The 22,620-nt window shown below is 53.5% G+C and carries 30 protein-coding genes, 1 tRNA gene and 2 pseudogenes; 24 read left to right on the forward strand and 9 right to left on the reverse strand.

The annotated features are described in order from the left end of the window. The first annotated feature begins 116 nt into the window (after positions 1 to 116). The 7 genes from F7Q90_RS03340 to F7Q90_RS03370 all read left to right on the forward strand — a co-directional run bounded on the left by F7Q90_RS03340 (position 117) and on the right by F7Q90_RS03370 (position 2,436). On the forward strand, positions 117 to 536 hold the full coding sequence (locus F7Q90_RS03340; protein WP_006117843.1) for a hypothetical protein: 420 nt from the start codon (positions 117 to 119) through the stop codon (positions 534 to 536). Beyond that, positions 536 to 1,177, forward strand: a complete 642-nt coding sequence (locus F7Q90_RS03345; RefSeq protein ID WP_044241371.1) for a hypothetical protein — start codon at positions 536 to 538, stop codon at positions 1,175 to 1,177. The genes F7Q90_RS03340 and F7Q90_RS03345 overlap by 1 nt, the downstream gene beginning before the upstream one ends. Further along, on the forward strand, positions 1,161 to 1,286 hold the full coding sequence (locus F7Q90_RS03350) for a hypothetical protein (RefSeq protein ID WP_006117845.1): 126 nt from the start codon (positions 1,161 to 1,163) through the stop codon (positions 1,284 to 1,286). The genes F7Q90_RS03345 and F7Q90_RS03350 overlap by 17 nt, the downstream gene beginning before the upstream one ends. Further along, positions 1,283 to 1,507 (forward strand): hypothetical protein, encoded by a 225-nt coding sequence (locus F7Q90_RS03355; protein ID WP_006117846.1) that lies wholly within the window; start codon positions 1,283 to 1,285, stop codon positions 1,505 to 1,507. Before F7Q90_RS03350 ends, F7Q90_RS03355 begins: the two co-directional genes overlap by 4 nt. Next, complete coding sequence (locus F7Q90_RS03360; RefSeq protein ID WP_006117847.1) at positions 1,500 to 1,742, forward strand: hypothetical protein; 243 nt, start codon at positions 1,500 to 1,502, stop codon at positions 1,740 to 1,742. The genes F7Q90_RS03355 and F7Q90_RS03360 overlap by 8 nt, the downstream gene beginning before the upstream one ends. Positions 1,743 to 1,880: 138 nt before the next feature. Then, positions 1,881 to 2,084, forward strand: a complete 204-nt coding sequence (locus tag F7Q90_RS03365) for a hypothetical protein (protein WP_006117849.1) — start codon at positions 1,881 to 1,883, stop codon at positions 2,082 to 2,084. Continuing rightward, positions 2,068 to 2,436, forward strand: coding sequence for a LexA family protein (locus F7Q90_RS03370; RefSeq protein ID WP_006117850.1), 369 nt, complete (start codon positions 2,068 to 2,070; stop codon positions 2,434 to 2,436). The genes F7Q90_RS03365 and F7Q90_RS03370 overlap by 17 nt, the downstream gene beginning before the upstream one ends. 251 nt (positions 2,437 to 2,687) lie before the next feature. Here the strand turns inward: F7Q90_RS03370 and F7Q90_RS03380 are convergent. Together F7Q90_RS03380 and F7Q90_RS03385 are read right to left on the reverse strand one after the other, a co-directional pair. Continuing rightward, positions 2,688 to 2,764: transfer RNA gene (locus F7Q90_RS03380), tRNA-Arg, on the reverse strand. Between the two features lie 94 nt (positions 2,765 to 2,858). After that, complete coding sequence (locus F7Q90_RS03385) at positions 2,859 to 3,362, reverse strand: DUF1198 family protein (protein ID WP_006117851.1); 504 nt, start codon at positions 3,360 to 3,362, stop codon at positions 2,859 to 2,861. Between the two features lie 174 nt (positions 3,363 to 3,536). On the opposite strand from F7Q90_RS03385, the gene folD reads away from it, so the two are divergent. Both folD and ybcJ read left to right on the forward strand, forming a co-directional pair. Further along, on the forward strand, positions 3,537 to 4,403 hold the full coding sequence (gene folD / locus F7Q90_RS03390; protein WP_006117852.1) for a bifunctional methylenetetrahydrofolate dehydrogenase/methenyltetrahydrofolate cyclohydrolase FolD: 867 nt from the start codon (positions 3,537 to 3,539) through the stop codon (positions 4,401 to 4,403). Next, positions 4,403 to 4,615, forward strand: coding sequence for a ribosome-associated protein YbcJ (gene ybcJ, locus F7Q90_RS03395; protein ID WP_006117853.1), 213 nt, complete (start codon positions 4,403 to 4,405; stop codon positions 4,613 to 4,615). Before folD ends, ybcJ begins: the two co-directional genes overlap by 1 nt. Before the next feature lie 26 nt (positions 4,616 to 4,641). Here ybcJ and F7Q90_RS03400 read toward each other — a convergent pair whose 3' ends face one another. Further along, entirely contained in the window at positions 4,642 to 5,748 is a 1,107-nt protein-coding gene (locus F7Q90_RS03400) for an AAA family ATPase (protein WP_006117854.1), read from the reverse strand. Positions 5,749 to 5,790: 42 nt separating this feature from the next. Beyond that, entirely contained in the window at positions 5,791 to 7,176 is a 1,386-nt protein-coding gene (gene cysS / locus F7Q90_RS03405; RefSeq protein WP_006117855.1) for a cysteine--tRNA ligase, read from the reverse strand. 215 nt (positions 7,177 to 7,391) lie between these two features. Here cysS and ppiB point away from each other — a divergent pair, with 215 nt between their 5' ends. The 4 genes from ppiB to purK all read left to right on the forward strand — a co-directional run bounded on the left by ppiB (position 7,392) and on the right by purK (position 10,486). Beyond that, on the forward strand, positions 7,392 to 7,886 hold the full coding sequence (ppiB, locus tag F7Q90_RS03410; RefSeq protein WP_006117856.1) for a peptidylprolyl isomerase B: 495 nt from the start codon (positions 7,392 to 7,394) through the stop codon (positions 7,884 to 7,886). After that, positions 7,886 to 8,602, forward strand: a complete 717-nt coding sequence (gene lpxH / locus F7Q90_RS03415; protein WP_006117857.1) for a UDP-2,3-diacylglucosamine diphosphatase — start codon at positions 7,886 to 7,888, stop codon at positions 8,600 to 8,602. The genes ppiB and lpxH overlap by 1 nt, the downstream gene beginning before the upstream one ends. Before the next feature lie 313 nt (positions 8,603 to 8,915). Next, entirely contained in the window at positions 8,916 to 9,425 is a 510-nt protein-coding gene (gene purE / locus F7Q90_RS03420; RefSeq protein ID WP_006117858.1) for a 5-(carboxyamino)imidazole ribonucleotide mutase, read from the forward strand. Beyond that, positions 9,422 to 10,486: a 5-(carboxyamino)imidazole ribonucleotide synthase gene (gene purK, locus F7Q90_RS03425; protein ID WP_006117859.1), complete on the forward strand. Its 1,065-nt coding sequence runs from the start codon at positions 9,422 to 9,424 to the stop codon at positions 10,484 to 10,486. Before purE ends, purK begins: the two co-directional genes overlap by 4 nt. Before the next feature lie 43 nt (positions 10,487 to 10,529). Here purK and ybbP read toward each other — a convergent pair whose 3' ends face one another. Further along, positions 10,530 to 12,947: a putative ABC transporter permease subunit YbbP gene (gene ybbP / locus F7Q90_RS03430; RefSeq protein ID WP_006117860.1), complete on the reverse strand. Its 2,418-nt coding sequence runs from the start codon at positions 12,945 to 12,947 to the stop codon at positions 10,530 to 10,532. Beyond that, positions 12,944 to 13,812: pseudogene (locus F7Q90_RS27800) on the reverse strand (ABC transporter ATP-binding protein). The gene ybbP and the pseudogene F7Q90_RS27800 overlap by 4 nt, the downstream one beginning before the upstream one ends. Here F7Q90_RS27800 and tesA point away from each other — a divergent pair. The 5 genes from tesA to F7Q90_RS03470 all read left to right on the forward strand — a co-directional run bounded on the left by tesA (position 13,780) and on the right by F7Q90_RS03470 (position 17,747). Then, positions 13,780 to 14,403 (forward strand): multifunctional acyl-CoA thioesterase I/protease I/lysophospholipase L1, encoded by a 624-nt coding sequence (tesA, locus tag F7Q90_RS03450; protein WP_006117861.1) that lies wholly within the window; start codon positions 13,780 to 13,782, stop codon positions 14,401 to 14,403. The pseudogene F7Q90_RS27800 and the gene tesA overlap by 33 nt on opposite strands. 20 nt (positions 14,404 to 14,423) lie before the next feature. Beyond that, positions 14,424 to 15,197 (forward strand): SDR family oxidoreductase, encoded by a 774-nt coding sequence (locus F7Q90_RS03455; protein WP_006117862.1) that lies wholly within the window; start codon positions 14,424 to 14,426, stop codon positions 15,195 to 15,197. Between the two features lie 79 nt (positions 15,198 to 15,276). After that, on the forward strand, positions 15,277 to 16,134 hold the full coding sequence (locus F7Q90_RS03460; RefSeq protein WP_006117864.1) for a co-chaperone YbbN: 858 nt from the start codon (positions 15,277 to 15,279) through the stop codon (positions 16,132 to 16,134). A gap of 240 nt (positions 16,135 to 16,374) precedes the next feature. Further along, the gene (locus F7Q90_RS03465; RefSeq protein ID WP_006117865.1) at positions 16,375 to 17,289 is read left to right on the forward strand and encodes an SPFH domain-containing protein; all 915 of its coding nucleotides are present in this window, start codon (positions 16,375 to 16,377) and stop codon (positions 17,287 to 17,289) included. Then, positions 17,289 to 17,747: an NfeD family protein gene (locus F7Q90_RS03470; RefSeq protein WP_006117866.1), complete on the forward strand. Its 459-nt coding sequence runs from the start codon at positions 17,289 to 17,291 to the stop codon at positions 17,745 to 17,747. Before F7Q90_RS03465 ends, F7Q90_RS03470 begins: the two co-directional genes overlap by 1 nt. Here the strand turns inward: F7Q90_RS03470 and cueR are convergent. Then, entirely contained in the window at positions 17,723 to 18,139 is a 417-nt protein-coding gene (cueR, locus tag F7Q90_RS03475; protein WP_006117867.1) for a Cu(I)-responsive transcriptional regulator, read from the reverse strand. The two genes, F7Q90_RS03470 and cueR, sit on opposite strands and share 25 nt — an antisense overlap. A 400-nt stretch (positions 18,140 to 18,539) precedes the next feature. On the opposite strand from cueR, the pseudogene F7Q90_RS03480 reads away from it, so the two are divergent. Then, positions 18,540 to 18,873 (forward strand): annotated as a pseudogene (locus F7Q90_RS03480) (hypothetical protein). A gap of 423 nt (positions 18,874 to 19,296) precedes the next feature. On the opposite strand, the gene F7Q90_RS03485 reads toward F7Q90_RS03480, so the two are convergent. Then, on the reverse strand, positions 19,297 to 20,319 hold the full coding sequence (locus F7Q90_RS03485; RefSeq protein ID WP_006117870.1) for a phage integrase: 1,023 nt from the start codon (positions 20,317 to 20,319) through the stop codon (positions 19,297 to 19,299). Between the two features lie 481 nt (positions 20,320 to 20,800). On the opposite strand from F7Q90_RS03485, the gene F7Q90_RS03495 reads away from it, so the two are divergent. From F7Q90_RS03495 to F7Q90_RS03510, 5 genes are all read left to right on the forward strand, one after another. Then, entirely contained in the window at positions 20,801 to 21,265 is a 465-nt protein-coding gene (locus tag F7Q90_RS03495; RefSeq protein ID WP_237166073.1) for a hypothetical protein, read from the forward strand. 12 nt (positions 21,266 to 21,277) lie between these two features. Then, positions 21,278 to 21,538: a hypothetical protein gene (locus F7Q90_RS03500; RefSeq protein ID WP_071988726.1), complete on the forward strand. Its 261-nt coding sequence runs from the start codon at positions 21,278 to 21,280 to the stop codon at positions 21,536 to 21,538. Further along, complete coding sequence (locus tag F7Q90_RS26585) at positions 21,528 to 21,701, forward strand: hypothetical protein (RefSeq protein ID WP_006117873.1); 174 nt, start codon at positions 21,528 to 21,530, stop codon at positions 21,699 to 21,701. The genes F7Q90_RS03500 and F7Q90_RS26585 overlap by 11 nt, the downstream gene beginning before the upstream one ends. 12 nt (positions 21,702 to 21,713) lie before the next feature. Further along, complete coding sequence (locus tag F7Q90_RS03505; RefSeq protein ID WP_006117874.1) at positions 21,714 to 21,941, forward strand: phage filamentation protein Fil family protein; 228 nt, start codon at positions 21,714 to 21,716, stop codon at positions 21,939 to 21,941. Positions 21,942 to 22,052: 111 nt separating this feature from the next. Further along, positions 22,053 to 22,418, forward strand: coding sequence for a hypothetical protein (locus F7Q90_RS03510; RefSeq protein WP_141119354.1), 366 nt, complete (start codon positions 22,053 to 22,055; stop codon positions 22,416 to 22,418). On the opposite strand, the gene F7Q90_RS26590 is transcribed toward F7Q90_RS03510, so the two are convergent. After that, a complete protein-coding gene (locus tag F7Q90_RS26590; RefSeq protein WP_006117875.1) occupies positions 22,419 to 22,595 on the reverse strand; it encodes a hypothetical protein in 177 nt (58 codons plus the stop codon). Positions 22,596 to 22,620 lie beyond the last annotated feature (25 nt).

Consider the following 22,620-nt stretch of genomic DNA (forward strand, 5'->3'; position numbering starts at 1 on the left):
AATGGAGGCGAAGCGCCTCAAGGAGCCATGTCCGGTGTTTCACGCGATAGTGTCCATTAAAAAATGATGGACACTATTTTCCCGGAACCGGAGCCCGCTGCACAGACGGTTTAAATGTGACGCTTACGCAGGCACCAAAAACCCAAAACGAGATCATTGCTGCTATGGCACTGGCTAATGTCGAGCAGGAGCGCCGTCTTAATACGGTGGAAAGCAAGGTGGATGAAGTTGCTGAGACTGTCGAAAATATTAAGCGTGGCTCCCTCCCTCCTGGGTGGATTGGCTATTCAGACCTCAAAGCCCGGTTTGGCATGAGTCCGCTTAAATGCAAAACACTGGCTGCTGCATACGGGGTGCCAACAGACACCCATAAATTCCTCACTCCCGATGGAGTTCTGGGTACCCGTGGCATTGTGAAGTATGAGCCTTTCATTTCAGCTCTTCGTCGGGTTATGTCTGAGGCAGAAAAGAAAGGTACCCGCTGGCTTCACCCGAAGCTGAATATTTTCCAAGTACTTAACTGGGAGGGTATCTAATGTTCATCCATACCGACTTCCTTCGAGCCGCGCTGTGCTGCGTGGCTGACCAGAGCGAAGAACGCTGCTACCTTCAGGGCGTCAACATTACCGGCACGCACATTCAGGCGTGTAACGGCCATGCGTTTGTATCGATGGAGCATGGTTGCGTGGCAGATGTTAAAGGCGTGTTCATTATTCACGGTGACATCCCCGGCAACGCAGAAGGAACGCTTATCCAGTTGGTCAATGAGCAGTGGATTGCCTCGCATATGGCCGAAGACTCAAGCTGGGTCGGACACAACGAGGTTGAATTCCTCGAAAGTAAGTATCCAGACCTCAGCAAACTGATCGCCGGTGAACCAGAGTCCTGCGACACGCTACCGATTCTCCAGGCAAAGTATCTTGCGTTGCCTTACATGATGTTCAGCCGCGACACAAATTTTATCCCGGTTAAGTTTGTGTCGCGGGGTAAAGGCAAGCCGCTACAGGTGTTGTTTGATAAATCCATTAACTATCTGTACGGAAATCCGCAACTCATCATCATGCCGATGACAGAGGATACATTCGAGCGGCTGGAGCACTCAACCAACCAAATTATTGGTGCAGAAATGACTGCTCACGACAATGAAAAGGCCGCCACCAATGAAAAAAGTTGCTGAGCTGGTCATGTTCACCCTGTTCTTTTCCAGCCTCGCGGGGCTGGGATTAACAGCAGGTTTCTTCTGCTTCATTGGTTTTAGCCATTGGCTCAAGGGGATGATCGGATGAAGTTTGATTTCAGAGACAACGGAGCCACGGCCACGCTGACTATCACCAGCAGCCTGTTTGAGTATCGCAGGCACCAGCGGGCGGTTGACGCTGCCCTGCTCTCTGCTGATGTACGGGCCAGCACGTCAGGCATTTTTATTCGAAAGACGGTTATCTGCGGTCCGGTAAATCGTAGTTTGCGGGCATACGAAGCTGCAGCGCGGGAGTCGGCCAATGACTGAGCACAGCATGGCAGACCTCAACGACGAGCTGGTGAAAGCCAGCGTCAAAATCGATGACGGGCGCGATTACACGAACTGGCTGGTCTGGGATATGCGCAAGAACTACCGGCGCAGCACCGGAATGCGCGAACCAGAACCCGCGCGGCCACAGGTGGCACCGGTACGCGTTGAGCCAAAGAAAAAGGCACGCCAGCGCGGGCATCGCGTGATTCAGCAGGCGATAGGGGCGGTGTGATGAACAAATCCTTTGAAATGATGATGCGCCGCAGGTACGGAAGGCGCTATGACCTGACACGCGATCAGGATGGGTTTTATTGCCGGGAGATAGTCAGGCGCATGCTTGAAGTGTTCTGTGAATGCAGAGGAGCCAGTAATGGAAATGTACTCATTGATTTATAAGCCAACTGACGTTCCTGTCGGACTGTTTGTTGACGCTGAGAATGTCATTAAGCGCTGCAAGTTTTTGTCAGACAGCAAGGATTTCGTGGTTTTTAAGGTTCAGGTGACCGAGCTGCAACAGGTCAAGTTCAGCCGGCATGGCGAAGCTGAGGAGATGAGCAGTGGAACAACTGACTGACACGCAGCAGCGCACGCTGGATTTCATCCGGGGCTATATCCGGGAAAACGGTCTGTCGCCAACCATTGCTGAGATTGCGGAAGGTATGGGGTGGAGGTCGCCTAACTCAGCGCAGATTCACGTCAACGCTTTGCAGCAAAAAGGAAGACTGAAGGTAAAGCGGGGAGCCAATCGGGGAATAGTGCTCACGACCACCAGCTTTGATTGTAACAATCTGGCACTGGAAACAGCCGTGCGTATTATGGGGATCATTGAGAAAGCAAAATGCGAGAAAGAGTTGTGGCCTGACTTGCGTCTGCAAGCCGCCATTCATACTGAAGTGATTAATTTAATGATAAAGGGAGTAGTGTAATGGCTACTCGATATATTGGACTAAAGGAGATCTGCAGCCTCACAGGCAAAAGCCATCCAACGCTTTGGCGCATGTGGTCGAAGAAGGGAGAGTTTCCAGCGCCTCAGAAAAGCCGTAGTGGTGCATTTTTGGGTTGGCCGGAAAGTGTGTACGAGGATTGGGTTAAGCAGCAATGTCGCTAAAGACACCCGTTAGAACACCTGCGACTTTCAATAACACCCGCAGAAATGCGGGTAAGCCTCTGATTTAATTGGCGCGCCCTACAGGATTCGAACCTGTGACCTACGGCTTAGAAGGCCGGTGCTCTATCCAGCTGAGCTAAGGGCGCGGAGAGGTTGGGTCGAATTATACGGTTGAACGCTGTTACGTCAACGTTTTTGCCGCGCCGACGCGGTGAGTGCCCAGGTAATGACCAATTTTCGCTAATGTTTGTCTCGCCAGGCGCTCAGCGACACCAGGTTACTCACCTCGGCGGTTTCACCTTCCAGCTCAACGCCTTGCTGAGTCACGCGCGTATTATACTGCTCGCGTAGCGCATTAAGCTCATGACTATCCGGTTCCAGCTGGCGCAAAAAGCCCAACGCCAGCAACAACTGCTGGCGGGAAATCGTCGCGGTAAAGCCTGCCCGGCTGAGTGCGCCGTGCCAGCGCCAGAGATTTTCATCGCTGCCATCGACAATCATCACCTGCCAGATTACCAGCACTGCCGCACCATTATTCAGATGTGCTTCATTATCATCGCTGATGTAGTCGGTAAACTCTTTTGCCGCCTCCTTTCCCATCAGGGAAAGCATGGATTCGATATGAACCGGCGGGAGTTGTAGACGCTTACTGAGCGCCTGCGCGGCATGGCGCGAACCGGCGGTCAGCAGCTGGAAGCCTATAACAAACACGACAACTAAAGTGGCGATTATTAACCAAATCATTACGTCTTCCCTTCATTTCTCTGTCTGGCATCATAAGCGTTAACCCATACTTTCGTCACGGCGAAATGTCGGTAACCACACTGTGGTCAGAATCTCTACCTGACAGCCGGACGTGCTTCTGACAAAATAGGCGCCATTCCCGATTCAAACTCAACACAGTGGATTTACGCTCTGATGGCAGCAAAAATTATTGACGGTAAAACGATTGCGCAGCAGGTACGGCTTGAGGTTGCAGAAAAAGTGAAACAACGCCTGGCCGCCGGTAAACGTGCACCGGGTCTGGCCGTAGTTTTGGTAGGTGAGAACCCTGCCTCACAGATTTATGTCGGCAGCAAACGCCGCGCCTGTGAAGAAGTCGGCTTTATCTCCCGCTCTTACGATCTGCCCGACACCACCAGTGAAGCGGAATTGCTGCAGCTGATTGATACTCTGAACAGCGACAACACGATCGATGGCATTCTGGTGCAGCTGCCTTTGCCAGCCGGCATTGATAACGTCAAAGTGCTTGAGCGCATCACGCCCGATAAAGATGTTGATGGTTTCCATCCCTATAACGTTGGTCGCCTGTGCCAGCGTGCGCCAAAACTGCGCCCGTGCACCCCGCGCGGCATTGTGACACTGCTGGAGCGCTACAACATTGATGCTTACGGGCTCAATGCGGTGGTTGTCGGTGCATCAAACATTGTGGGCCGTCCCATGAGCATGGAACTGCTGTTAGCCGGCTGCACAACCACCGTCACGCACCGTTTTACCCGCGATCTGCGCCACCATGTTGAACACGCCGATCTGCTGATTGTCGCGGTCGGTAAACCCCATTTTATTCCGGGCGACTGGATTAAACCGGGCGCAATCGTCATCGATGTCGGTATTAACCGTCTTGAAAGCGGCAAAGTGGTCGGGGATGTGGATTATGAGGCTGCCTTTGAACGTGCTTCTTATATCACCCCGGTTCCGGGTGGCGTAGGGCCAATGACCGTGGCGACACTTATTCAAAATACCTTGCAGGCATGCGAAGCGTTTCATGATGGGGAGCAGGCATAATGGCTACGTTTTCTTTGGGCAAATTTCCCCACGTTGATCTCTGCGATCTGCTGAAACTTGAAGGCTGGGTAGAAAGCGGTGCACAGGCTAAAGTGGCGATCGGTGACGGCGAGGTGCGGGTCGACGGCGAAGTCGAAACCCGTAAGCGCTGCAAAATCTTTCAGGGGCAAACGGTCGAGTTTGCCGGGCAGCGCGTTACCGTTGTTGCCTGATCCGCTGGTGCCCCAGGCGGGGCACCTTAAATCCGCGCCTCTCCCACTATCCGCGTCTCACCGTTAACCTGCTCCAGCGCAATGTGACTGACCTCTGCATGTTGTGCAATCAGCGTCGCCAGCCGGGGCGAATGGCTGGTGATCCATAACTGACTGAACTGACTGGCCTCGGCAATCAGGGCGGCAAGGGCAGGCAGTAAATCCTCATGCAGGCTGTTTTCAGGCTCGTTCAGCGCCATAAAGGCAGGCGGGCGCGGGCTGAGCAGCGCCACGACCAGGCATAGGAAGCGCAGCGTACCATCGGAAAATTCGGCGCTTTCCAGCAGGCGCAAAATGCCCTGGCGCTGCATCAGCATCTGAAAACGTCCGTTCTGCACATCCACCTGAAACTCAGTGTTCGGGAAGGCTGTTTTCATCACTTTATACAACAGTTCATGATGCCCACGTTCCACTATCGTTGCCCATGCTGCGGCAAGATTACTGCCATCATGGGCCAGAACGGGTGCGCGCACGCCAATCTGCGGCGAACGAATCGGTGAACCTGGCCAGACGGCAAACTCATGATAAAAGCGCCATGCTTTCAGGCGTTCACGCATCCGGGAAAGTTCGGGATAGCGGTGCGGCTCACCCAGTTGTCCAAACAGGGATTCTTCAGGATGCAGTACGCCAGCATAACTGACGCGCTCCCCGTCGATGTTATGCAGAAAGGCGGTCTGATTAGTGCGCTGCATAATGCAGGAAGACGGTCGGCGCTGCTGGCCACTCAGCCAGATGCGTTCTTCTTTAACCAGCGGATCCAGGTTAAACAGGCTGGTTGATAGCGGTTCAGGAAAACCGGTTTCCAGCTGGTAATCCATATCATCCATCGTCACGGCCAGGATGAGCCGCTTAGGATCATGTCGGCGGTCGCCACGGCGCAATCCGCCCGCCCACATCACTTTTTGCACCCCGCCCTCTTCGGCCAGCGCCAGAGCAAGCCGTCCGTTAGCCGCCTCGTGCAGCAGCCGCACCGCTTTATAAAGATTGGATTTACCACAGCCGTTGGGACCGCTCACCACGTTGAGCGGGTGCAGCGGAAGCGTGAGATCGCGTACCGAACGGAAACCGCGAATGTGAATCTGCTTTATCGTCATCGACAAAAAAGGGCGATTGCTCGCCCTCTCCTGTGTTGCGTGTTATTTACGTCGCCAGGTGGAACCCTGCGGTCCGTCTTCCACAATCACGCCAAGCGCATTGAGCTTATCGCGTGCCACATCCGCCTGCGCCCAGTCTTTCGCCGCACGCGCATCGGCGCGGGCTTTGACCCAGTGTTCAATTTCAGCCACTTCATCGTCATTGCCTTGGGCACTGCTTTGCAAAAACACTTCCGGCTCCTGTTGCAGAATCCCCAATACATCGGCGATTTCACGCAGTTTTGCTGCCAGCGCACTGGCGGTCGTCATGTCTTCACTTTTCAGACGATTCACTTCACGCGCCATATCAAACAGCACCGAATAGGCTTCTGGCGTGTTGAAATCGTCGTTCATTGCTTCGCGGAAACGGGCTTCGAACGCCTCGCCACCGCTGGCAGCTACGGTGCGGTCAGTATGACGCAGCGCGGTGTAAAGGCGTTCCAGCGCAGCGCGTGCCTGGTTCAGGTTATCTTCACCATAATTTAGCTGGCTGCGATAGTGGCCCGACATCAGAAAGTAACGCACGGTTTCGGCATCATAATGCCGCAGCACATCACGCACGGTGAAAAAGTTGTTCAGTGACTTCGACATCTTTTCACGGTCAATCATCACCATGCCGGAATGCATCCAGTAATTCACATACGGACCATCGTGGGCACAGGTCGACTGGGCGATTTCGTTTTCATGATGGGGAAACATCAGATCAGAACCGCCACCGTGAATATCAAAGTGCGCACCCAGCTGTTTGCAGTTCATCGCCGAACATTCAATGTGCCAGCCCGGACGACCGTTGCCCCACGGCGATGGCCATGAAGGTTCGTCCGCTTTGGACATTTTCCACAGCACGAAATCCATCGGGTTACGTTTCACGTCGGCAACCTCTACACGCGCACCTGCCTGTAGCTGCTCCAGATCCTGACGCGACAGTGCGCCATAATCAACATCGCTCAGGACATCAAACATGACATCGCCGTTATCCGCGACATAGGCGTGACCGCGGGCAATCAGCGTTTCCACCAGCGCAATGATGTCAGGAATATGGCGCGTGGCACGCGGCTCCACATCCGGCGGTAAAATCCCCAGCGCATCGAAGTCGCTGTGCATTTCGCCGATCATACGGTTGGTCAGCGTCTCGATGCTCTCGCCGTTCTCGTTAGCTCGTTTGATGATTTTGTCATCAATGTCGGTAATGTTGCGCACATAATTGACGTCATAACCGACGTAGCGCAGATAGCGCGAGACCACGTCGAAGGCCACAAACGTGCGCCCGTGCCCAATGTGACAGAGGTCATACACCGTGATGCCGCAGACATACATGCCGATTTTGCCAGCATGAATAGGGGTGAATTCCTCTTTTTGTCGACTCAGGGTGTTGTAAATCTTCAGCATTGGGGGTTTCCGTAGTGAGGCGTGCGTAACGCACCGTTTTGAGTATCCTGTTATTGTGCCGTATTTTTATCTGTCACGCGACGCAAAGCAAGCCAACTGCGCTGCCTGGCTGACGTATTATCGGAAATAATGATATAAGAACGTTCGAGAAAAAGGCGTGTGCGCTTAAAAGCACACCCTATGCTACTGACGACAACCTTTACAGGACGAAAAAAATGGTAACTTTCCAGACTAACCATGGCGATATCGTGATCAAGACCTTCGATGACAAAGCGCCCGCAACCGTAAAGAACTTCCTGGATTACTGCCGTGAAGGTTTCTACGACAACACCATTTTCCACCGTGTGATTAACGGCTTTATGATTCAGGGCGGCGGTTTTGAGCCTGGCATGAAGCAGAAAGCCACTAAAGAAGAGATCCGTAACGAAGCCAACAACGGTCTGAAAAACACCAAAGGCACGCTGGCCATGGCCCGTACCTCTGCGCCGCACTCTGCGACCGCACAGTTCTTCATCAACGTGGCGGACAACGACTTCCTGAACTTCCGTGACGAAAGCCTGCAGGGCTGGGGTTACTGTGTATTTGCTGAAGTGGTTGAAGGGATGGACGTGGTAGAGAAAATCAAAGCGGTTTCAACTGGTCGCAGCGGTATGCATCAGGACGTACCGAAAGATGACGTCATCATTCAGAAAGTGACCGTTAGCGAGTAATGTCGCGCACGCTGTTTATCGCAGATCTCCATCTGTGTCAGGAAGAACCGGCGATTACCGCCGGTTTTCTGCATTTTTTGCAGCGCGAAGCGCCTCACTGCGACGCGCTTTATATTCTGGGCGATCTGTTCGAAGCCTGGATCGGTGATGACGATCCGAATCCGCTGCATCAACAGGTTGCCAGCGCCCTTCATGCCCTGCCCGTGCCGGTCTTTTTTATTCACGGCAACCGCGATTTTCTGATCGGCAAACGCTTTGCCCGCGCCAGCGGCATGACCTTATTGCCCGAGGAGCAGGTTCTGACGCTTTATGGTCACCGACTTCTGATTATGCATGGCGATACGTTGTGCACCGACGATGCGGGTTATCTGCAGTTCCGGGCGAAAGTGCATAATCCCTGGATTCAACGTCTGTTCCTGACGCTGCCGCTGTTTATTCGTAAACGGATTGCGGCACGGATGCGCGCCAACAGTAAACAGGCCAACCAGCATAAGACGCTGGAGATTATGGATGTCAATCAACAGGCCGTGGTCGATGCGATGGTACGTCAGCAGGTGCCTTTACTGATTCATGGTCATACGCACCGCCCCGCCATCCATGATGTGTCGCTGAACGGAGCCCCCGCACAGCGCGCGGTATTGGGTGCCTGGCACAGCCGGGGATCAATGATCCAACTGGATGAAAACGGCATCCAGCTCATCGGCTTCGATTTTTAGTCGTCCGGTGACATCGCGTTGCACACCTGCGCTGAGGCCCGTCGAGCGGCGGCAAGGTACCCGGGTACTGTGCGAACGGGCGGCAGGCCAGCATAGTGAAACGCGTTCACGCCCTGCCGCCTGCCTTCCCCGCCCTGCAGTCAGCTGAGTTGTCTCACTCAGGCCGTATTCATTCCTGATGCGATCAGCTTATCGTCTGACGCTAACCCGCCCGACGCAACCGTTTTCCTTGCGCCTTTCTCATGGTATTCTCTGTGCCCTTCAAAACCTGTCCGCCTGGTCAGGTGTGTTTTTATTCACAGGAGTTGACCGCATGTCGTCGAATGCCGCCCCGGCCCGCATCGCAGTTGTTATGGGTTCCAAAAGTGACTGGTCCACCATGCAGTTCGCTGCGGAAATCCTTACCAGCCTGGACGTGCCCTTTCATGTGGAAGTGGTGTCAGCGCACCGTACCCCGGATAAACTGTTTAGCTTTGCGGAAACCGCAGCGGACAACGGTTTTCAGGTGATTATTGCCGGTGCCGGTGGCGCGGCGCATTTGCCAGGGATGCTGGCTGCCAAGACCCTGCTGCCGGTACTCGGTGTGCCGGTACAGAGCGCCGCGCTGAGCGGCGTCGACAGCCTCTACTCGATTGTGCAAATGCCACGCGGCATTCCGGTCGGCACGCTGGCCATTGGCAAAGCGGGCGCCGCTAACGCAGCCCTGCTGGCGGCGCAGATTCTGGCGATTCATGACAGCGCGCTGGCGTCACGTCTGGCCGCCTGGCGTCAGTCACAGACCGATGAGGTACTGGACAATCCGGACCCGCGGGAGGAAGCATGAAGCCGGTTTGCGTACTGGGTAACGGACAGCTTGGCCGTATGTTACGTCAGGCGGGCGAGCCTATGGGCATTGCCGTGCATCCGGTTGGCCTGGATGCCGACCCCGCTACCCTGCCTATCGCCGGGAGCGTGATTACGGCTGAGATCGAACGCTGGCCCGAGACGGCACTGACGCGCGAACTCGCGAGCCACCCGGCCTTTGTGAATCGCGATATTTTCCCGCGGCTGGCCGACCGTCTGACGCAAAAACAGCTGCTGGATCAGCTCAGTCTGGCGACTGCCCCCTGGCAACTGCTGGCGGATAAAGGTGAATGGCCGCACGTTTTCAAAACGTTGGGCGAACTGGCTATTGTTAAGCGCCGCACGGGCGGTTATGACGGTCGTGGTCAATGGCGGTTACGTGCCGGTGAAACCGATACGTTACCCGACGACTGTTACGGTGAATGCATTGTCGAACAAGGCATTAACTTCTCGGGGGAAGTGTCGCTGGTCGGCGCGCGCGGCCACGATGGCAGCACCGTATTTTATCCCCTGACACATAATCTGCATGAAGAAGGCATTCTGCGTACCAGCGTTGCGTTCCCGCAGGCAGATGCCGCGCAGCAACAGCAGGCTGAGGCGATGTTAAGCGCTATCCTGCACGAGCTGAACTACGTCGGCGTCATGGCCATGGAATGCTTTGTCACGCCGCAGGGATTGCTGATTAACGAACTGGCGCCTCGCGTTCACAACAGCGGGCACTGGACTCAGAACGGGGCCTCAATCAGTCAGTTTGAACTTCACCTGCGCGCTATTCTGGGTCTGGCTCTGCCACAGCCCGTGGTCATTGCGCCCTCAGTGATGGTTAACCTGATTGGCACAGCGTTAAATACTGACTGGCTCCAGCAGCCGCTGGTGCATTTGCACTGGTACGACAAAGCGGTGCGTGAAGGACGCAAAGTCGGTCACCTCAACCTGACCGACAGCGACCAGAGCCGTCTCGCTGCCGCCTTGCAGGCCTTGTTGCCGCTGTTACCTGCCGGGTATGCCAGCGGTATTCGCTGGGCAGCAGCCAAGCTGTAAATCTGTTCACGACCGGGCGCAGTATCATCGCGCCCGGTCGGTTTTACGTCGCGTCAAACGTCCTGAACAACGCATTGCCTTTCAACAAACGCACGCCCAGCCAGCCACCACAGAGCGACAGTAAGAGCGCGCCGCCCAGCGGTAAGGCCAGCCACAATGTCCAGTCGGGTTGCCACGGAAAATCAAAGATTTTACGCTGCAATGCCCAGAGTGCGGCCTCAGCACCGAGCGCCGCCGCAATGCCCGAGACGACGCCAATCAGCGCAAATTCACACCACAACGTAGTGCGCAGCAGACGTTTGCCCGCGCCCAGCGTGCGATAGACGACCAGCTCCTGTCGGCGCTGGCGCATCCCCACCTGAATCTGCGCCATGAGCAGCAATACACCGCAGGCCGTGACCAGCACTACCATGATTTCCAGTGCCTGGCTGACCTGGGTCAGAACCTGTCCAATCTGACGCAGGATACTGCCGATATCCAGCAGACTCAGCGTGGGAAATGTGCGGTTAAGCTGCGCCAGTAATGCGGCACGGTTGTCCAGACGGAAACTGGTCAGCCAGGTCAGCGGCTGGCTGTCCAGCGCGCCGGGGGGAAAAATAAAGAAGAAATTGGGGCGCAGGCTTTCCCAGTCCACTTTTCGCAGACTGGTGATTTTGGCGCTGAACCGCTGCGTATCGCCCTCAAAGGTCAAACTGTCGCCCGGTTTTACCCCCAGGCGATCGGCCAGCGCCACCTCCATGGACACTTCTCCGGCTTTCGGCGGCCAGCTCCCCGCGACAAGCGGATTATGATCGGGAAGCGTTGCCAGCGCAGTCAGATTCAGTTCGCGGTTCAGCGCGTTGTCCCGTGCGGGATCGGCAGGCTGACCGTTAATCTCACTCAGGCGCATGCGCGCAATCGGGTAAAAGGTTTCAGGTTTAACCTGATGCGACTGCAGAAACTCACGCACCTGCGGAATCTGCTCCGCCGTGATGTTGAGCAGGAAAAAGTTCGGGCTGTCTGCGGGCAACTGCTGCTGCCAGCGATCCAGCAGATCACCCCGCATCACCAGCAGCAACGCCAGTAACATAAACGACAGGGAAAAGGCGGCAAGCTGACTCAGCGTCATAGCAGGCTGACGCAGTAAACGATTAATGGCAAGCCGCAGCGCCAGATTACGTACGGACAAACGACGCAGAAGCAGTAATGTGCCCCAGCCGAGCAGGGCCAGCAGCCCTGCCAGCACCATCACGCCCGCCAGCAGTGCCCAGAGCATTTTGCTGCCGCCGACCAGTACCGCCAGCAGCGCCACCACCAGTAAGCCCATCGCGGGCAGATAGATTTTCAGCGGCCAGACGGCGGCAACGGCATCGCGTCGCAACACACGTAACGGCTGCGTCGCCAGCAGCAAGCGGTAAGGACGTAATCCCACCAGCAGAGAAATCATAAACAGCGAACCGATCGCCCACACCCACGGCCACAGGCTGGCCGCTGGCAGAGACGCCGGCAGCACCGGTTTCAACATTGCCATCAGGATGGCTTCAACCACCTGACCGACTGCGCCACCGGCAAGGGCGGCCAGCAGCAACACCGCCAGCCACTGACCGATGATCAATCGTTGTAACGCGCCGCGCGTGGCACCCAGCGTTTTCAGCACGGCCACCAGATCGTAGCGGCTGCGGCAATAGTGACTCATGGCAACCGCCACCGCGGCAATGGCGAGTATCAGCGTTAACAGAGCAGATAACAGCAAAAACTGCTGGGCACGCTGCATGGAGCGGCCCAGCGCGTCTTCCGAATTTTCAATACTGATCCAGCGCTGCCCGGTTTTAATCTGTGACGTTATCCAGCGGTCATACGTGTCCAGTTGCTGAGGCTTGCCTGCGAATTTGTAGCGCCAGGTGAGGCGACTGCCGGGCTGGATGGCGCCGGTTTTATCCGCGTCAGCCAGGTTAATCAGTAAACGCGGGGCCATCTCAAACGGATTAAAACCGCCATCTGGCTCCTGGATAATCTCACCCGTAATACGTAGCGTGGTATCGCCCACATCCAGTTCATCGCCGACGTGCAGATTAAGCATTGCCATTAAACGCGGCGCGGCCAGTGCGGTACCGGGCTGGGGCTTCAGGCCTGGCGGCTGCGTTTTCAGCTCACCAAACATCGGATAAGTGTTTTCTACGGCTTTCACCGCAGCCAACTGCGGTGTCTGACCGGCAAAAGTCATGGTCATGAAGCTTAACTGTCGGCTGACTGACAACCCCGTTTCGCGGGCTTTATCCAGCCATGCCGCCGGCGCAGCCGTGCTGCTGCGCAACGTGCGATCGCCCGCCATAAAATCCCGGCTCTGCTGGCTCAGCCCCTTTTCCATGCGATCGCTAATCGATCCCAGCGCCAGCACACAGGCGACAGCCAGCGTTAACGCCAGCCAGACGATCAATAATGAGGGCGAGCGCCACTCACGCCAGAACCACCGCCAGATCATTGTTCCTCCCATAATTTTCCCTCGCGCAGACGCAAACGGCGGTCACAACGCGCCGCCAGCTGCGCATCGTGGGTAACCAGAATTAACGTCGTGGCAAAATCGCGATTGAGGGAAAATAACAGGTCGGCAATACGATCGCCGGTGTGGCGATCCAGATTGCCTGTGGGTTCATCGGCAAACAGCAGCCCCGGACGGCCGCTGAACGCCCGCGCCAGCGCAACGCGTTGTTGTTCGCCGCCGGATAACTGCGCAGGCAGATGCTGTAAACGCCCGGCCAGGCCTAACTGCGTCAGGAGATCGCGCGCCTGGTCGCGGCTCTGCCGATCGCTCTCACCGCGCAGCAGTGCAGGTAACTGGACGTTTTCCAGCGCGTTGAGCGTGGGCACCAGCATAAATGACTGGAACACGAACCCGACCTGCTTCGCGCGCAACGCGGCACGCTGTTCTTCGTTCATGTGATGTAAGGCTTTGTTGAATAATAGGTAATCATTCTGTTTTGTCTGCACTGTTTTGGTAGAAAACGCTGATGCCAGACAGAACACCGTCATACGCAAGCATGTAATGCATTGATTTTATGTTATCTGAAACAACCGTTTTCATAGTACCACAGCATAAAATCCATTTATTCAACAAAGCCGTGATGTAACGGCTGCCCCAACAAATGCACTTCACCTTCGCTGCCGTCATCCAGCCCGGCCAGAATGCCCAGCAAGGTAGATTTACCGGATCCTGACTCGCCAATCAGGGCTATCGTTTCTGCTGGTTTGACAACTAACTCAACTCCGGTAAGGATGGTTAACTGATGCTCTCCCTGACCCACGGACTTAGTAAGATGATCAACTTCAAGAATGTTTTCCGCTGGCATTATCCTTTCCTGTTATTGTGCTGTCTGTTGGTGTCCCGTCTTGCTGCGGCCGATACGTTGCTGGTGCTGGGTGACAGCCTGAGCGCAGGCTATCAAATGTCAGCCAGTCAGGCCTGGCCCAGCCTGCTGAATAAACAGTGGCAGCAGCAGCCCAGTGTCGTGAATGCCAGTATCAGCGGCGATACCGCCGCACAAGGGCTGGCACGCTTACCTGCCCTATTAAAACAACTTCAGCCGCAGTGGGTGTTAATCGAACTGGGCGGTAATGACGGTCTGCGCGGCTTTTCTCCCAAAGACGTGGCGCAAACGCTGGGCACCATCATCGATCAGGTGAAAGCCGCAAAGGCAAAACCGATTCTGATGCAGATACGTTTACCCGCGAACTATGGCCGCCGTTATACTGATGCCTTCCGCGATATTTATCCGCAACTGGCAAAACAGTACGACATTGCTTTAGTGCCCTTTTTTATGGAGCAGGTTTATTTGAAACCGGAATGGATGCAGCAGGATGGGATTCACCCCAATCCTGATGCCCAACCGTTTATCGCCGACCTGATGGCAAAAGAGCTGGCTCCCTTAGTTAAGCAGTAGTTGTGCAAAAAAGGTAACGCATGCAAAAAACCATTTTGATAACGGGCTGCTCCAGCGGGATTGGTCTGGTCGCCGCCAAAGATCTGCTGGCACGCGGCTATCACGTCATCGCAGCTTGTCGTAAAGCCGACTATGTCGCACGGATGGACAGCCTGGGATTCACAGGGCTGCAGCTGGATCTGGACGATCCTGACAGCGTTGATCGCGCTGCCGACAGGGTACTGGCGCTGACGCATGGCCGACTGTTTGCGCTTTTTAACAATGCGGGATTTGGTACCTATGGTCCCTTAAATACCCTGACGCGCCAGCAACTGGAAAAGCAGTTTTCCAGCAATGTGTTCGGCACTCATCAGCTCACCCTGCGCCTGCTCCCGGCCTTAAAGGCCTGGGGCAATGCCCGAATCATTAATACCAGCTCGGTGCTGGGCATTATTTCGACGCCGGGCCGCGGCGCTTATGCGGCCAGTAAATACGCGCTGGAAGCCTGGAGCGACGCGTTACGTATGGAACTGCATACCAGTGGCGTGCGTGTCAGTTTAATCGAACCGGGTCCCATTCATACCCGCTTCACGGATAATGTTACTCAGGGCGAGCAGGATAATCCGGTGCAAAATCCGGGCCTTGCGGCACGTTTTACATTACCACCTGAGGCCATTTTACCCAAACTGCGCCACGCACTGGAGAGCAACCATCCTCGCCTGCGTTATCCGGTGACGCTGGTCGCGCATATCATGAGCCTGTTGAAACGTCTGCTGCCTGGCTGGATACTGGATCGCATAATTCGCAGTCAGTGAGGCGAATCCGCGAATACAACTTGAAGCCGGGTCGGTCGGCCCCATATTCTTTAAACATTTTCTGCAAAGAGACTTAGTCATGTCACCACACGCTTCGATTATCGACATTAACGAATCCAACCTGCATCAGACCCTTGAGCAGTCAATGCAGATTCCGGTGCTGTTCTACTTTTGGTCGGATCGCAGCCAACACTGTCAGGAACTGACGCCACTGCTGGAACGCCTGGCGCAGGAATATGCAGGCCAGTTTATTCTTGCCAGACTGGATTGTGACAAGGAACAACGGGTTGCCTCGCAGTTTGGGTTACGCTCCATTCCCACGGTTTACCTGTTCCAGAATGGCCAGCCCGTCGATGGCTTCCAGGGGCCGCAGCCAGAAGAGGCCGTGCGCGCCCTGCTGGAAAAAGTGCTGCCGCGCGAAGAAGAGCTAAAAGCCCAACAGGCGATGGCGCTGATGCAGGAAGGCAAACCGCTGGATGCGCTGCCGCTGCTGAAAGACGCCTGGCAGCTCAGTAATAAAGACAGCGAAATCGGCTTTCTGCTGGCAGAAGTGCTGATTACGTTAAATCGTAGCGACGAAGCTGAAACCGTCTTAAAGGCTGTTCCCCTGCAGGATCAGGACACCCGTTATCAAAGCCTGGTCGCGCAGATCGACCTGCTGAAACAGGCCGCTGACACGCCAGAAATTCAGCAGTTGCAGTCGCAGCTGGAAAGCGATCCGGACAACGCCGAACTGGCAACCAAACTGTCGCTTCAGCTGCATCAGGTCGGACGCAATGAAGAAGCGCTGGAACTGTTATTTAGTTTTATCAAACGCGATCTGAATGCTGCAGATGGCCAGGCGCGTAAAATGTTGCAGGAGATTCTGGCTGCATTAGGCACCGGCGACGCCCTCGCTGCACGCTACCGCCGCCAGCTTTACTCCCTGCTTTACTGAGGTAAGCAGAAAACGGGCCGAACGACTTGGCCCGTCACGCTGACAACCCGGAGGGGCTTTGTTGAATAAATGGATTTTATGCTGTGGTACTATGAAAACGGTTGTTTCAGATAACATAAAATCAATGCATTACATGCTTGCGTATGACGGTGTTCTGTCTGGCATCAGCGTTTTCTACCAAAACAGTGCAGACAAAACAGAATGATTACCTATTATTCAACAAAGCCACCCGGAGGTTATATGTTCACGGTTATTCCCGTTCTTATCCTGGTCGCACTGGTCATTGTCTGGTCCGGCGTGAAAATTGTGCCGCAAGGTTACCAGTGGACAGTTGAACGCTTTGGTCGTTATACCCGTACACTGCAGCCCGGCCTGAGTCTGGTCGTGCCTTTCATGGATCGTATCGGGCATAAGATCAACATGATGGAACGGGTGCTGGATATTCCCTCCCAGGAGATCATCTCCAAAGATAATGCGAACGTGACCATCGACGCCGTCTGTTTTGTTCAGGCTATCGATCCGGCACGGGCTGCCTATGAAGTCAGTAATCTTGAACTGGCTATCCTCAATCTCACTATGACCAATATGCGCACCGTGCTGGGCAGCATGGAACTTGACGAGATGCTGTCCCAGCGTGACAGCATTAATACGCGCCTGCTGCATATTCTGGACGAAGCCACCAATCCCTGGGGCGTAAAAATCACCCGTATCGAAATCCGCGATGTCCGGCCGCCGCAGGAGCTGATCGGTGCTATGAATGCGCAAATGAAGGCCGAACGCACCAAACGTGCCGATATTTTAACGGCGGAGGGCGTGCGTCAGGCAGAGATTTTGCGCGCGGAGGGAGAGAAACAGGCCCAGATTTTGAAAGCGGAAGGGGAAAGAACGTCAGCTTTCCTTCAGGCAGAAGCGCGTGAGCGCCAGGCCGAAGCGGAAGCCCGTGCGACAAAAATGGTGTCGGACGCCATTGCCTCAGGCAATATCCAGGCCGTGAACTACTTTGTGGCGCAGAAATATACCGACGCGCTGCAAAAAATTGGCGAATCCAGCAACAGTAAAGTGGTGATGATGCCGCTAGATGCCAGCAGCCTGATGGGCGCCGTTGGCGGTATCAGTGAGTTGTTAAAAGAAACCCGTAGCGAGTCAACGCGCTGATGCTCAGCGAAATTGTGGCGCATCCGCACGGATTCTGGCTGACGCTGGGCGGCTTACTGCTGGCGGCTGAGATGCTGGGTACCAGTGGTTATCTGCTCTGGAGCGGGCTGGCCGCCATACTGGTTGGCCTTGTAGTCTGGTTTCTCCCCATGAACTGGGCCGCACAAGGGATGCTGTTTGCCCTGTTCACACTGGTCAGCGTATTTTTATGGTCTCGCTGGCTACGCTACCGCGAACGTCAGCAGCAGCCCAGTTCACTGAATCAGCGCGGCAGTCAGATGATTGGTTTACACCTGACGCTGGAACAGACGCTGCAAAACGGTATCGGACATGTGCGCATCGGTGACAGCAGCTGGCGCGTTCAGGCCGAACACAATTTGCCTGCCGGAACCGAAGTGGTCATCGTGGCCGTTGAAGGCATCACGCTACGTATTCAGCCACGTTTGCCGTCAGCCTGACGGCAGCAACCTGCCAGGTCATTAATGATGGGGCAGTCTGCACTGTCGTTGCCCGGACAGGCTGCCGCCAGCGCCAGCAAACGTGCGCGCATGGCGTGCAACTCTTCAATATGCGCAGCAATCTCATCGGCTTTTTGCAGCGTACGCGCCTTCACATCGGCGCTGTGACGCTCAGGATCGTTAAACAGCGCAACCAGTTCGCGGCATTCATCCAGCGTAAAGCCAACCTGGCGCGCCTGGCGCAGTAGATTCAGCTCATCAAGATGATGCGTATTGTAATGCCGGTAACCATTATCCCCGCGCAACGGGGGCGTCACGACGCCCTTCTCCTCATAAAAACGAATAGCCTTGCTGGTCAGTCCGGTCTTTTTCGCTACGGCACTAATATTCATAATGGATTCCCTGCCCTTCCCCTTAACAGTTAGCGGGATGATGAAAACAACGTTTGCACGCTGCTGGCTTAATACTCAGTTTACCTGTTTAGCCTCTGCCTTATCACCCTGGTTTCACTTCACTATGTTGACCCGCTTTCCTGAGAAACTATAGCGCACATCACCCCGTTTCTGAGGTCTGAGCCTGCTCATCGTCAGGCTTCAGAGACCGCGCGTTGATTCCTGTTTCCCTTATGTTGCTTACGTTGGCAGCTCTTCCTCTACCCCAGGCCGCCCGTGCACAAGCACGGCACTCAAAGCAACGCCATAAAAAACAGCCACATAAATCTTGTCAATGCGTAAAAATCCTATAAAATTCCGCCCATTTGTAACTGTTAATCACATAAATTAAGGAGTGATTATGGCTTTAGTCAGCTGCCCGGAGTGTCATAAGGAAGTAAGTGATTCAGCATTACGTTGTCCGTCATGTGCCATGACAGCTCAGAAAACCACGCCGTTCGTTCTTTGGCAAAGTCATCAAATGGGCTTTCATCCTGTTTAACATTCTCATGATCTACTGCCTTGTTGCCGGATTAAGTGGAAGCGGCGAGTTGGTCAACAACGCGGCTTCTGATGCGGAAAGAGCGGGTGCTGCGATCGGTGCCGGTTTAGGTGTCATGGCTATTGGCGGCATTTGGGTGATTGGCGACATTATTCTGGGCATACTGGTCCTCTTCACAAGACCGAAGGGATGATGGACGTCACAGCGGTGTTGTACAGTATTTTTTGCGTTAAATGCGCCAGTGCGTCACCCCGCGATAACGCGTAAAAAACCCTGTATCGTGACCATCATTAACGATTAAGTCTGACAGTGAAGCGGACAGGCCCTGAAGGCGCCCTGCTGCGCAACCCCGGCAAAGGCTCGCCGCTCAGATAATCCGATTCGGGTTAGTTGGCACACAGCTCGTCTGACGCCGAAACGATGCATAAAAGCCCCGCGGATAACCCGGGGCTTTTTGCTTTTCCACCCCTACCCGCGACACGGGCTGCACATTTTTTACCCACCCATTCTGGCATTCTGTCCCTTTTAACAGCCTGTATTTGACCTTCCCCTTGATGGTGGGATTCTGAAAGGCGCAGCCCCGTAAGGTACTGCGCCGAATCAATATTTTAAAGACTCAACTAGCCTTTAAAACCCCCTCATTGCCTCCAGAGTGTGGACACAATGTGGACATGCCGCTGAGAGGATTATAGCTCACAGCGTCCAGCAAATAGTCTGGTGCGAAGTGTGCGTAAACCATCGTTTGAGAAATGTCCGCATGACCCAAAATTCGCTGTAAGGCAATAATGTTGCCCCCCTTCATCATGAAGTGCGTTGCGAAAGTGTGCCGCAAAGCATGGGCCGCCTGTCCATCTGGCAAGTTAGGTTTTGCAGCCTTCATCCGGAGGCGGAACGTTTTATAACTAACACGGAATAAACGCCCTGATTTGCGGTTTTTAACAATGCTAGCAACCTCATCGGAGATCGGGACAACGCGCCGTTCACCATTTTTTGTGAGAGTGAACATTACACGGTTCCCGACTATATTTTCAGCCTTAAGCTGATAAGCCTCACCCCAACGAGCACCGGTAGCTAAAAGTAAAACGGCTATACGGTAGTAATCACCCGCCGTCATCCCCAGCAAACATTCAACTTCCTCTTGTGTCAGATAGGTCATTTCGGTTTTAGGCTCTTTCAGTGCCTTGATCGCACTTACCGGGTTTTCCCCATGGAACTCGTCAATCTCTGCCATTGATTTGAATATGCCACTAAGGGCAAACAGATCATGGTTGATAGTGGATGCTTTGATCCCTTGTTCAAGTCGATAGGCCCGGTAATCAATCAGGCTTCTCGCATCAATCTGGTAAATCATTGGATCCCCCATGTCGGTGCATATGCAATTAACGGCACTGAGACGGCGATTTGCATAACTCTTGTTGCGTCCGATAAGTTGCCACCAAAGCGCTATAAATTCGCTTAAGCGTCGTTTATCTGCTGGCCGGTTCAGGTATTCATGATTCTGGTACTTCGCAATGATGCTGCGCTCAAAAGCATGTGCCTCAGCTTTGCGTTCAAACTTCCTACGGATGCGCTTTCCGTCGCGCCCCCTAGGCCTTACATCCACTTCATAGCGACCATCTTCGAGTTTCTTAACGGACATAAGAAATCCCTCCAATAGTCAGTTCACTATCCTGGTAACAAATAGTGAAAATGTAATGCTTATAGATCGTTAACCAGTCTGTTTCCCGGAGAGGTCTGATTTTGTTTCTCCAGGCCCATTGTGTGCGAGAGCCGGTGCTATCTGGCCTCGGCTTGGATCAACGCGGTCATATAAGAACCACTCTTGATACTTATGAAATCTGGGGTGCCCGAATATTTTGATCGCAGAATCTAAAGTCATTCGTGATTTTCCACTCTCATATCCATGATACGTAGCGTAATTTATCCCAACTAAATCAGTAAGTTGCCTTTTTGATAAGCGCTCAGAAAAACGGATTAGGGATAATTTCTCTTGTTGTGTTATTGACATATTTTGCACATCTCCACATAATTCAACCAAACTCCACATCAAACACATGTGGCGACCCAACCAAAAGAGGACTCAGCAAGCCTCTTTAATGGCTAATCAGGGAGTCTATCAAATGACAGAATCACGAGAAATCGAATTAAACGCGGGATCTCAACATTTACGGCAGTTCCCGTTAGACAGCGCCAGAGTTGCGCGCATCTGCAAAATGTCCCAAACGCAAGCTGATGCCATTCGCGACATGAACACCGAAGAACTACAAACGCAGATCTACGTCACCCCTGCCGAGTTTGCCTACCTCACTGGACGTACTCTCAAATCAGTTCGCAACCTGATGGATCGCGCGCAGATTCCAGTTCACCGCGAAGGAATGCCCGGTTCAAAGCGCCCAAAACGTTTCATCATGCTTCAAGAATATTGGGAGGCTGTAGCGCATTGCCGCGCACTGGTCACCCCTGAAGAAAGGCATTACATCGACAGACTAATGCGCGACAAAGCCACTTATCGACGCACCACCGGAAACAAACACAATGTGTTGAAGCGTAATAGCCGCAATGTGCTATCACATGGCCGGGCATAGGGAAAATCAGACATGAAAAAGCGCTATTTACAACATGGGACACATGCCGGAAGCATTCCGGGTTTGGTTCAGGTAAGCAAAAACGTTTATGTCTTTAACGGCTTCACTATCCGCAAATCACCATGCAATGCTTTCAACAGAAGCAATTCGTATTTGATAAATAAGCGGGATGATAACGGCGGTATTGATAATTACTATGGCCGTGACTTTGCCTTAGCTGAAGCAATGAGAACAATTGAACGGCTGAATAGTGGAAGAAATCATGAAAGTTGAAATGATTATCGGGCTTTCTCTCTTTGCTGTTCTTGTTTTGTCTTTAATTCAATTTTTAATCCGCCTGCGGAGTAAAAAAGTAAAGCAGCAAAGAATTAAGGCGCTTGCAGAATATCAAGCCCGCCGTGAAGAAGTTGAACTAAAAGCCCGTAGGCAACTGTAGCAGGTACACGATATGAACGATAACGCCCCATCACTTGCCAGCCTGTTAAAGCATGGTTGCCAGGTCACGCACTACCGCAATACGCGCGGCTGGATTGAATGCCCGGACGGCCGCTTCTTTAAGCCGGAGCCTAACAAGGTACGTTTTATTAAGGGTATGAGTAAGCCTTTTGTTTATACGAAGAAGATAAACAAAGGCTTATTTAGTGCCTTAGCGAGGCTATTCAAAAAGCTGCTTTAGTCATTAAGTAACAGATAAAACTTTTTCTACTTGTAGTCACTTTATTAAGTGATGGCGCATTTACTCACCAAGAACACGCGAGAAAGCAAACTAAAAATCATGGAGATAAAAATGAAAGAAGAATACGAAGCTAGAATAAATAAGATACTTCATGTCTACCATCTGAGTAATCAGCATGGGTCTCCATCAGGTGGTTACTCCATTACTATGTTGCGCCATAGCCTTCACCACTTGTGCGGCGTGGCATTATGCTCTGATGATGCAGATATTGAAACCATTGCCGAAATTAGGTCGTTTATTGCACGAGTAAGTCAGGGGGATGTACCACAGCATTATGATCACACGGGTATTAATCAATTTTCGTCAACGGATGGAAATAAGACTCTGTGTATAAAAAGTCCGTTAGTAGTAAGTATTGAACTAACCCCTGAAAACATTAAAAGCCTCCGTAATGCTATCGGAGGCCAGAACACATAATTAAAACACCCAGACACCACCAGTGTGAGGATATTTCTCATAAGCAGTCTTATGAATCTTATTCGCCAGATCGCGAATAGTTTCCGAGACCCCATTGTTATTAGCTGGTCTGGCATCTATGGATTCCAGGGCTTCAATGGCGGAACTCAGGAGTTCAATAATTTTTTCATCTTCCAACTTTTTATTTCCTTTTGTTGGTGGG

This window comes from Pantoea stewartii subsp. stewartii (genome assembly GCF_008801695.1).
Taxonomy (GTDB): Bacteria; Pseudomonadota; Gammaproteobacteria; order Enterobacterales; family Enterobacteriaceae; genus Pantoea; species Pantoea stewartii.

Coding starts and splice junctions, on each gene's coding strand:
- F7Q90_RS03345 (WP_044241371.1), top strand. CDS start 536: ATGTTCATCCATACCGACTTCCTTCGAGCCGCGCTGTGCTGCGTGGCT.
- F7Q90_RS03350 (WP_006117845.1), top strand. CDS start 1,161: ATGAAAAAAGTTGCTGAGCTGGTCATGTTCACCCTGTTCTTTTCCAGC.
- F7Q90_RS03355 (WP_006117846.1), top strand. CDS start 1,283: ATGAAGTTTGATTTCAGAGACAACGGAGCCACGGCCACGCTGACTATC.
- F7Q90_RS03360 (WP_006117847.1), top strand. CDS start 1,500: ATGACTGAGCACAGCATGGCAGACCTCAACGACGAGCTGGTGAAAGCC.
- F7Q90_RS03365 (WP_006117849.1), top strand. CDS start 1,881: ATGGAAATGTACTCATTGATTTATAAGCCAACTGACGTTCCTGTCGGA.
- F7Q90_RS03385 (WP_006117851.1), bottom strand. CDS start 3,362: ATGATTTGGTTAATAATCGCCACTTTAGTTGTCGTGTTTGTTATAGGC.
- folD (WP_006117852.1), top strand. CDS start 3,537: ATGGCAGCAAAAATTATTGACGGTAAAACGATTGCGCAGCAGGTACGG.
- ybcJ (WP_006117853.1), top strand. CDS start 4,403: ATGGCTACGTTTTCTTTGGGCAAATTTCCCCACGTTGATCTCTGCGAT.
- F7Q90_RS03400 (WP_006117854.1), bottom strand. CDS start 5,748: ATGACGATAAAGCAGATTCACATTCGCGGTTTCCGTTCGGTACGCGAT.
- cysS (WP_006117855.1), bottom strand. CDS start 7,176: ATGCTGAAGATTTACAACACCCTGAGTCGACAAAAAGAGGAATTCACC.
- ppiB (WP_006117856.1), top strand. CDS start 7,392: ATGGTAACTTTCCAGACTAACCATGGCGATATCGTGATCAAGACCTTC.
- lpxH (WP_006117857.1), top strand. CDS start 7,886: ATGTCGCGCACGCTGTTTATCGCAGATCTCCATCTGTGTCAGGAAGAA.
- purE (WP_006117858.1), top strand. CDS start 8,916: ATGTCGTCGAATGCCGCCCCGGCCCGCATCGCAGTTGTTATGGGTTCC.
- purK (WP_006117859.1), top strand. CDS start 9,422: ATGAAGCCGGTTTGCGTACTGGGTAACGGACAGCTTGGCCGTATGTTA.
- ybbP (WP_006117860.1), bottom strand. CDS start 12,947: ATGATCTGGCGGTGGTTCTGGCGTGAGTGGCGCTCGCCCTCATTATTG.
- tesA (WP_006117861.1), top strand. CDS start 13,780: ATGATCAACTTCAAGAATGTTTTCCGCTGGCATTATCCTTTCCTGTTA.
- F7Q90_RS03455 (WP_006117862.1), top strand. CDS start 14,424: ATGCAAAAAACCATTTTGATAACGGGCTGCTCCAGCGGGATTGGTCTG.
- F7Q90_RS03460 (WP_006117864.1), top strand. CDS start 15,277: ATGTCACCACACGCTTCGATTATCGACATTAACGAATCCAACCTGCAT.
- F7Q90_RS03465 (WP_006117865.1), top strand. CDS start 16,375: ATGTTCACGGTTATTCCCGTTCTTATCCTGGTCGCACTGGTCATTGTC.
- F7Q90_RS03470 (WP_006117866.1), top strand. CDS start 17,289: ATGCTCAGCGAAATTGTGGCGCATCCGCACGGATTCTGGCTGACGCTG.
- cueR (WP_006117867.1), bottom strand. CDS start 18,139: ATGAATATTAGTGCCGTAGCGAAAAAGACCGGACTGACCAGCAAGGCT.
- F7Q90_RS03485 (WP_006117870.1), bottom strand. CDS start 20,319: ATGTCCGTTAAGAAACTCGAAGATGGTCGCTATGAAGTGGATGTAAGG.
- F7Q90_RS03495 (WP_237166073.1), top strand. CDS start 20,801: ATGACAGAATCACGAGAAATCGAATTAAACGCGGGATCTCAACATTTA.
- F7Q90_RS03500 (WP_071988726.1), top strand. CDS start 21,278: ATGAAAAAGCGCTATTTACAACATGGGACACATGCCGGAAGCATTCCG.
- F7Q90_RS26585 (WP_006117873.1), top strand. CDS start 21,528: ATGAAAGTTGAAATGATTATCGGGCTTTCTCTCTTTGCTGTTCTTGTT.
- F7Q90_RS03505 (WP_006117874.1), top strand. CDS start 21,714: ATGAACGATAACGCCCCATCACTTGCCAGCCTGTTAAAGCATGGTTGC.
- F7Q90_RS03510 (WP_141119354.1), top strand. CDS start 22,053: ATGAAAGAAGAATACGAAGCTAGAATAAATAAGATACTTCATGTCTAC.